The organism is Sphingomonas jinjuensis (assembly GCF_014197105.1).
Taxonomy (GTDB): Bacteria; Pseudomonadota; Alphaproteobacteria; order Sphingomonadales; family Sphingomonadaceae; genus Sphingomonas; species Sphingomonas jinjuensis.
In genome coordinates this window covers 53693-61411 of the sequence record NZ_JACIEV010000012.1, presented here as the reverse complement: position 1 = coordinate 61411, position 7719 = coordinate 53693, and the positions used below count along the sequence as shown (strand labels likewise).

Genomic DNA, 7719 nt, shown 5'->3' with positions numbered 1-7719 from the left:
ACACCGAGCGGCCGCACTCGTCGCTCGGCTACGCTACCCCGGCCGCATTCGCTGCCGGGCTCGAACAGCAACGGGCGGGGTTAACCCCGCCCGTTGCTTCACCTGCGCTCATGCGCGACAACACCGGTCGGTCTCTGGTTGCCGCTGGTTGAAAGACTGGGGTCACGTCATGCCGATGATCTCCTCGGGCTTGTGCTTCTTCGAAGGCATTCGTCGTCCCTTCCTTGATCCAGGCTGTCATAGCCGATTGACCAATCAGAAGGGGGCAGCTCAGTCCGCTACCGGGCGTTCATCCATTGCAATCTCTTCTTCGGGTTCGGGCTCTTCTGGACCGCGGTGCCGCTCGTCCTGCGAGGCCGTTTTCTGTTCTCCCAGACGGACATAGCGATATACGCCATGACGGGCATCGCGAGCGTCGTCGCTGCACCTGTTGCCGGCCGCCTCGCCGACCGCGGTCACTCATCGGTCGCCAACATCGCCTCGGTCCTTCTGGTGGCGGTGGGATTCGGCCTGGCGATGGCGGAGATCGGTAATCTGTCGGAGTTGTGGATGCTCTGTGCCGGCGCAATCCTGATAGGGGCAGGGGTGACCGGTCACGCGGTCTTCGGGCAGCGCGACGTATTCGGCATGCCGCCGGCAGTCCGCGCTCGGCTGAACGGCGTCTTCATGGCGGCGTACTTCGTGTCCGGAGCGCTCGGTTCGGCCGTTGCCGGCTCGGCATATGCCCTGTGGGGTTGGCGTGCGACCTGCGCACTCGGTTTGACGGCAGCTGCGCTCGCGGCCCTGCGTTCGGTGAGGTCAAGCCGAACGATGCCGGTAACCTAGCGTCGCACCCCACCCGCAGGCTTCCGCCGGTCTTCTCGACCCTCCCCTCGGCGAGCCTTCGTACCTTGCTTGCCTTTCGGCTAGGCTGTCCGCGACATATCGCCGTGTGAATCTAGCGCTGCATCGGTGTCAGATAGCAGACGGACACTCAGACCAAGTCTCGCTTTGGGCTGCTTTGGGTCGCAAGCGAGCCGAAGTCGTCGCGGAAACGTGATGGATTCGCGCAAAAAACGCCAACGCCGACGACGGCACGCCTTCCAGCTGTCAAGAAGCCCATTTCGAGGCATTCGAAGGGGCTAAGCGTGTCCTGTGATAACGCTAGCGTGTGCGCCGCGTCTCTTAGCCTGCAGGATTAATCGGACGGGGACAAGTGGTGCCCAGGGACGGGATCGAACCGCCGACACTGCGATTTTCAGTCGCATGCTCTACCAACTGAGCTACCTGGGCACGGGCCGCGATACGGACCGGAGGCGGTGCCTTTAGGGGCGAGTCGGGTCGCTGTCCAGCCCGTCTTCATCGATCGCCGGACCGGGCACGCGGTAACCGTCGCCGAGCCACTGCAACAGATCGCGATCACGGCAGCCGCGCGAGCAGAACGGCTTGAATTCGGGCGAGGTCGGCTTGTCGCAGAGCGGGCAGGTCATGGGCGGCTGGTCCATCGATGCGTGACGCCCGTGCGGCGGACGAGTTCCGCCGTCCAGTCGGGGCGGCTGTCGAGCTGGCGGACGACGGCGGGGGAAAGAACGTGGTCGGTCGGGGCACCGGGCGGCGTCCGCTCGATCCGGCGAAGCGCGGCACGCGCGGCGGCGGCGGCGGGATCGGCGCGGATCAGCTCGGGCAGCGAGGCACGGGGCCGGGGGCGGACGATCTGGAGGAAGCCGAAGCCGTTGACCGCGGTGCGCTCGAACGGCTGCGGCAGCGCGGCGTCGAGCGCCTCGGCGATGGCGAGGCGCGGCGCCTTGCCGACCAGCGTCGGGAAGTCGATGCCGATCGAACCGCCGATGCCGTGGCGGCGGATCGCGGCGGCGATCTGACGCGCGGCGAGGATCGACAGCGCATCGAGCGGGGGGCGACCGTCGACGTCGAACAACGTCATCGCCGGGGTCGGCGACATCCGCAGCGCGCCGCCGGTGAAGCCGATGTCGCCGGTTTCGGCCTCTGCCAGCAGTTCGGACCAGCCGGCGATTTCGAGCGAGTCGGCGTCGTGGGGATGCAGGCGGCGGACGGCATGGCCGGTGGCGGCAAGGCGATCGGGGAGGGGCGGCAGCGCGGCGGGAGCGTCGTCGGTCGGCTCGGCGCGGGCGGGCTTGAGGCGACCGGGCTCGGGGATCGCCTCGCGCACGATGCGCAGCGACGTGGCGGCGCCCTCGGCCAGCGTGCGCGGCGCGCGGACCAGCTCGACCTCGGTGCCGTCGTCGAGCCGGGCGGTGGCGGCGCCGGTGCGGCGACCACGCGCCACCGTGCCGAGGCGGGGCGTGCCGGGCAGCTCGATCAGCGCCTCGACGATGGTGCCGTCATCGACCAGCGCCGCGCGCGCTTCGCCGATGCCGTCTTCGTACAGCCACTCAGCCAAGCGGCAGGCCGGCGCTCTTGAGCAGCGCGCGCGTTTCGAACAGCGGCAGGCCGACGACGCCCGAGTGCGACCCCTGAAGGAAGCGGACGAAGGCCTCGGCGCGACCCTGGATGGCATAGCCGCCTGCCTTGCCCAGCCCTTCGCCGCTGGCGATATAGGCGTCGATATCGTCGGCGGAGAGCGGCTTGAACACGACGACGGTGTCGGCGAGGCGGGTGCGCGCCTTGCCGTCGAGACCGATCACGCAGACCGCCGACAGCGCGTGGTGGCGGCGGCCAGATAGCTTGGCGAGGAGATCGCGCTGGACCGCCTCGGTATCGGCAGGCGGGAGGATGCGGCGGCCCAGGGCGATGGTGGTGTCGCCGGCGAGGACGATCTCGTCATCGGCGCGGGTGATCGCCTGCGCCTTTTCAACCGCGAGACGCAGCGCATAGGCGCGGGGCAGCTCGGCATGACGGGGCGATTCGTCGATCGCCGGCGCGTCGACACGCGCAGGCGCGACGCCAATCCGCGCGAGGAGATCGCGACGGCGCGGGGAACTGGATGCCAGAACGAGGCGCGGCGCGGTCGCCACGCCAGCCGTCATCGTCAGGACGGGCCGGGGCCGCCGCGGCCCGGCATGAAGCGATAGGTGATCCGCCCCTTGGTGAGGTCATAGGGCGTCATTTCGACCAGCACCTCGTCGCCGACGAGCACGCGGATGCGGTTCTTGCGCATCTTGCCCGCGGTGTGGCCAAGCACTTCATGGTCGTTCTCGAGCCGGACGCGGAACATCGCGTTGGGCAGCAGCTCGACCACCTGGCCGCGCATTTCGAGGAGTTCTTCCTTGGCCAAACAAACCTCTCGCAAGACAATAGCGCGCCGCCCTTAGCGGACGGCGAGCAGAAAGGGAAGGATGGGGGACGCACCCCGGGTAGGATGCGGTCGGGGTAGGATATGGGACGGGGCGGGGGCGGGCGCAATGCCCGCCCCCGCGCGCCCTTAGCGAGGCAGGCTTTTCGTCAGGAAGGCATCGATCTTCGTCAACATGTCCTGGCGGACGGCGTTGTCTTCAAGATGATGGTCGATTTCCGGGTAGATTGTCAGCGACGATGATTTGCCGGCGCTGCGCAGTGCCTTGTCCATCGCGCGACTTTCGGCGGTGGCGACGTTGATGTCCTTGGTGCCGTGGAACAGGATCACCGGCGCCTTGAAGGCATCGGCGTGGCGGGCGGGAGACCCTTCCGCGATATGCGGGCCGTCGCCGATGAAATTGCGCGCGATGGTGGCGTTGCTGAACCCGAGCTGTTCGCCGCGCAGCATGCCGAGGTCCGTCACGGGCGCGACGGCGACGACCGCCTTGAACATATCGGGGTCGAGCACCTGGCTCTGGAGGGCGGCATAGCCGCCGTAGGACCAGCCGACGATCGCGAGCCTGGCCGGATCGGCGATGCCCTGCTTCACCATCCAGCGGCCCGCGTCGGTGACGTCGCCGATCGCGACCTTCCACGATTTGAAGCCGTTCTCCTTGAACCAGTCCTGCCCATAGCCCGACGAGCCGCGGTAATTGGGCTGGATCACCGCATAGCCGCGGTTGACGAAAAACTGCGCAAACCAATCAAAGCCCCAGTCGTCGCGCGACTCCGGGCCGCCATGCGGCATCACGATTGCCGGCAGGTTCTTGCCAGACGATCCGAGTGGCAGCGTCAGATAGGCGGGGATTTGAGTGCCATCGGCGGCGGCATAGCTGATCGGCTTGACCGCCCCGAGCGGCACGCCCGCCAGCTCGGGCCGGCTGCTGCCAAGCGGGGTCATCGCCTTGCGATGGCCATCGTAGAGGAAATAGCGACCCGCATCGGTGTCGGCACTGGCGTGGAGCAGGTGGATCTTCTCGTCGGCGCTCGAGTCGACGATGCGGACCAGCGGACTGCTCGACAGGGCACGGCCGAGCCCGGTAATCAGCTTTTCGTAGGTCGGGTCGAAGTATTTTACCTCGGGCATGTCGGTCGAATAGGTAGCGCCGACGATCCGCCCCGAACGGCCGGCGCGAACGATACCCGACACATCGACCCGCGGATCGGCGAAGGCGAGTTCCTCCCTGCCGCTGCCGTCGAGGGCGACGCGATAGACGGCGTCGCGGCCGGCATTCTGTTTCAGCACATAGGCGACGTTGGTCGTCGCATCGACCCCCACGGGATAGATGCCGGTCTTCGCAACGCTGTCGTAATGGCCCAGCGGCTTCCAGTCGCGGCTGTCGGCCTGGCGATAGAGGATATCGAAGGTGCCGCGGAATTCGCCGGGTACTCGCATCGACACGACCATCATCAGGCGGACATTGCCGCGCCCGTCGCCCCAATAGCGGACGGCGCGTTCGCTGGCGCCCTCGACATGGTCGACGTCGCCGGTGCGAGTGTCGATCAGGTCGACGCCCAGCCCCTCGGCCATGCTGCCACCGCGCGTGCCATCACCCTTGAAGGGAACGTAATTGCGCGCGATTAGCACCTTGTCGGTCGAGCCATCGCGCCAGTCGATGACATAGCCATCGCTTTGGGAGATATAGTCGGCGCGCTTCTGCTTGAGGCCGAGCGCGATGGGACTGTTCCCGTCGGGATCGAGCGCGATCAGCCGCTGATAGGCGAGATAGGGGCCGGTCCCCTTGTTGGTGACCCCATACATCGTGCAGACGAGCCGCCGGTCGCTCGCCCAGCCGCAGCCGGTCAGCGTCATCGGATCGCCCTTGGCATAGTTGATCGGCTTTACCTCGCCGGTCTTCACGTCGAGCATCTGGACGATCGTGGCCTGCCCAGGGCCGGGGGTGACCAGTGCGACCTTGTTGCCGTCGGGCGACAGGCTGGCGTCGATGATCCGCTCGCGCGCGCCAAACGCCGCCGCCGCGGCAGCGGGGTCGAGCTTGGTCTGGGCGGCCAGCATCGACGATGCGGACGACAGGACGATGGCGGCGCCGATCAACGGAGCCTTGTCAACGAAACGCATGAACCCTCCCCGGTTACTGATCGAGATCATGCGTAATGCAGGCGGGTGGGGCAAGCGGGTTGATGAACGCGGTCCTGCCCCTCCCATGCCGGGAGGGGCCAGGTCGTAAGGGTCAGCCAGCCCCGCCCGACAGCGCCGCGAGCAGCAGCAGTGCGACGATGTTGGTGATCTTGATCATCGGGTTCACTGCCGGGCCGGCGGTGTCCTTGTACGGATCGCCCACGGTGTCGCCGGTGATCGCGGCCTTGTGCGCCTCGGACCCCTTGCCGCCGTAGTTGCCGTCCTCGATATATTTCTTGGCATTGTCCCAGGCGCCGCCGCCCGAGGTCATCGACAGCGCGACGAACAAGCCCGACACGATCACGCCGAGCAGCATCGCGCCCAATGCCGCGAAGCCGTTGGCCTGGCCGGCGACCCAGCGGATGATGAAGTAGACCGCGATCGGCGACAGCACCGGCAGCAGCGAGGGGATGATCATCTCCTTGATCGCGGCCCTGGTGACGAGATCGACGGTGCGGCCGTAATTGGGGCGGCTGGTCCCCGCCATGATGCCGGGGTTGTCGCGGAACTGGCCGCGCACCTCCTCGACCACCGCGCCCGCCGCGCGGCCGACCGCGGTCATGCCGAACGCGCCGAACAGGTACGGCAACAGCGCGCCCAAGAGCAGCCCGACGATGACGTACGGATTGGACAGGCTGAAATCGACGGTGATGTCGGGGAAATAGGTCTGCAGGTCGGTGGTGTAGGCGCCGAACAGCACGAGCGCGGCGAGGCCGGCCGAGCCGATCGCATAGCCCTTCGTCACCGCCTTCGTCGTGTTGCCGACCGCGTCGAGCGCATCGGTGCGGTGGCGCACGTCGTCGGGTAGCCCCGCCATCTCGGCTATGCCGCCGGCGTTGTCGGTGACCGGGCCATAAGCGTCCAGCGCGACGACCATCCCGGCGAGCGCCAGCATCGAGGTGGCGGCAAAGGCGATGCCGATGATCCCCGCCAGCTGATAGGTCGCGACCACCGCGATGCAGATGACGATCGTCGGCAGTGCCGTCGCCTCGAGGCTGATCGCCAGGCCCTGGATGACGTTGGTGCCGTGGCCGGTGACGCTGGCCTTGGCGATCGACTTCACCGGGCGGAAGTTGGTGCCAGTGTAATATTCGGTGATCCAGACGATCAGGCCGGTGACGGCGAGGCCGATCAGCATGCACCAGAACAGGTCGAAGCCGGTAAAGCCGGCGCCCGTCACGGTCTGCGCCGCGGGGGCCGCGGCATCGAGCGCGAGCGTGTCGGTGATCGCGCCCGCGCCGGCATCGAGGAAGCCGGCGCCGCCGATGACCGCATTCATGTCGCCGAGCACGAGTTGCGTCGCGATGTAGATGGCGGGGACGGCGAGAAGCGCCGACGTCCAGAAGCCCTTGTACAGCGCGCCCATGATCGAGCCCGAGCCGAGCCGGACCATGTAGGTGCCGGCAATCGAGGTGATGATGCACACGCCGCCGACGATCAGCGGCAGGCTCATCAGCCGCATCAGCTCGGCGGCGTCGGCGCGGACGAGCAGCGCGATCGAGATCATCGTCACGCCGAGGGTCACGACATAGGTCTCGAACAGGTCGGCGGCCATGCCGGCGCAGTCGCCGACGTTGTCGCCGACGTTGTCGGCGATCACCGCGGGGTTGCGGGGATCGTCCTCCGGGATGCCCGCCTCGACCTTGCCGACCAGATCGGCGCCGACGTCGGCGGCCTTGGTGAAGATGCCGCCGCCGAGACGCGCGAAGATCGAGATGAGCGAGGCGCCGAAGGCCAGCGCGGTCAGCGCCTCGACGATCACGCGATCGTTGGGGGCGTGGCCGGCGACGGCGGTGAGATACCAGAAGAAGCTGCTGATCGCGAGCAGGCCCAGCCCGGCGACGAGCATGCCCGTGACCGCGCCGGAGCGGAATGCCATGGTGAGGCCGCCCTGCAGCGAATGGCGTGCCGCCTCCGCCGTCCGGACGTTGGCGCGGACCGAGATGTTCATGCCGACATAGCCGGCGACGCCCGACAGCACCGCGCCGACGACGAAGCCGATCGTCGAGACGAGGTTGAGCGTGACGGCGAGGATCACGGCGACGATGACGCCGACGATCGCGATGGTGGTGTATTGCCGGCCGAGATAGGCCTTGGCGCCTTCCTGGATGGCGCTGGCAATGTCCTGCATCCGGGCATCGCCGGGTGAGGCCCTCAGCACCTGTTGGCTGGTGACGAAACCATAGACCACGGCGATGAGGCCGCAGACGATGGCGAGATAGACCGTCGTCATGAACATCCTTCCCCTACTGACGAGGGATGCCCCGGCTGTTCCGGGTGCGCCCCGA

General features: G+C 67.6%; 7 protein-coding genes, 1 tRNA gene and 1 pseudogene. 2 read left to right on the top strand and 7 right to left on the bottom strand.

All coding sequences use genetic code 11. From position 1 onward, the window contains the following. Together GGQ80_RS18850 and GGQ80_RS16955 are read left to right on the top strand one after the other, a co-directional pair. Positions 1 to 152 (top strand): annotated as a pseudogene (locus GGQ80_RS18850) (IS3 family transposase); the annotation flags it as partial. Between the two features lie 94 nt (positions 153 to 246). Further along, positions 247 to 825 carry an MFS transporter gene (locus GGQ80_RS16955; RefSeq protein WP_183987068.1) on the top strand — a complete coding sequence of 193 codons (579 nt, stop codon included), beginning with the start codon at positions 247 to 249 and terminating at the stop codon, positions 823 to 825. 371 nt (positions 826 to 1196) lie between these two features. On the opposite strand, the gene GGQ80_RS16950 is transcribed toward GGQ80_RS16955, so the two are convergent. The 7 genes from GGQ80_RS16950 to GGQ80_RS16920 form a co-directional block, all read right to left on the bottom strand. Then, positions 1197 to 1272 (bottom strand) — tRNA-Phe (locus GGQ80_RS16950). 32 nt (positions 1273 to 1304) lie between these two features. Continuing rightward, positions 1305 to 1484, bottom strand: coding sequence for a DNA gyrase inhibitor YacG (locus GGQ80_RS16945; protein WP_183987060.1), 180 nt, complete (start codon positions 1482 to 1484; stop codon positions 1305 to 1307). Next, positions 1466 to 2398, bottom strand: a complete 933-nt coding sequence (locus GGQ80_RS16940; protein ID WP_183987058.1) for a ribonuclease — start codon at positions 2396 to 2398, stop codon at positions 1466 to 1468. Before GGQ80_RS16940 ends, GGQ80_RS16945 begins: the two co-directional genes overlap by 19 nt. Beyond that, positions 2391 to 2984, bottom strand: a complete 594-nt coding sequence (locus GGQ80_RS16935) for a Maf family protein (RefSeq protein WP_183987056.1) — start codon at positions 2982 to 2984, stop codon at positions 2391 to 2393. Before GGQ80_RS16935 ends, GGQ80_RS16940 begins: the two co-directional genes overlap by 8 nt. Positions 2985 to 2986: 2 nt before the next feature. Next, complete coding sequence (gene infA / locus GGQ80_RS16930; protein ID WP_183987054.1) at positions 2987 to 3232, bottom strand: translation initiation factor IF-1; 246 nt, start codon at positions 3230 to 3232, stop codon at positions 2987 to 2989. Between the two features lie 147 nt (positions 3233 to 3379). Beyond that, positions 3380 to 5371 carry an alpha/beta hydrolase family protein gene (locus GGQ80_RS16925; protein ID WP_221364467.1) on the bottom strand — a complete coding sequence of 664 codons (1992 nt, stop codon included), beginning with the start codon at positions 5369 to 5371 and terminating at the stop codon, positions 3380 to 3382. Between the two features lie 112 nt (positions 5372 to 5483). Then, complete coding sequence (locus tag GGQ80_RS16920; RefSeq protein WP_183987052.1) at positions 5484 to 7664, bottom strand: sodium-translocating pyrophosphatase; 2181 nt, start codon at positions 7662 to 7664, stop codon at positions 5484 to 5486. Between the last annotated feature and the right edge of the window lie 55 nt (positions 7665 to 7719).

What these genes read in the sequence shown, in the direction of transcription:
- GGQ80_RS16945 (WP_183987060.1), bottom strand. Translation starts at nt 1,484, where the DNA reads ATGGACCAGCCGCCCATGACCTGCCCGCTCTGCGACAAGCCGACCTCG.
- GGQ80_RS16935 (WP_183987056.1), bottom strand. Translation starts at nt 2,984, where the DNA reads ATGACGGCTGGCGTGGCGACCGCGCCGCGCCTCGTTCTGGCATCCAGT.
- GGQ80_RS16925 (WP_221364467.1), bottom strand. Translation starts at nt 5,371, where the DNA reads ATGCGTTTCGTTGACAAGGCTCCGTTGATCGGCGCCGCCATCGTCCTG.
- GGQ80_RS16920 (WP_183987052.1), bottom strand. Translation starts at nt 7,664, where the DNA reads ATGACGACGGTCTATCTCGCCATCGTCTGCGGCCTCATCGCCGTGGTC.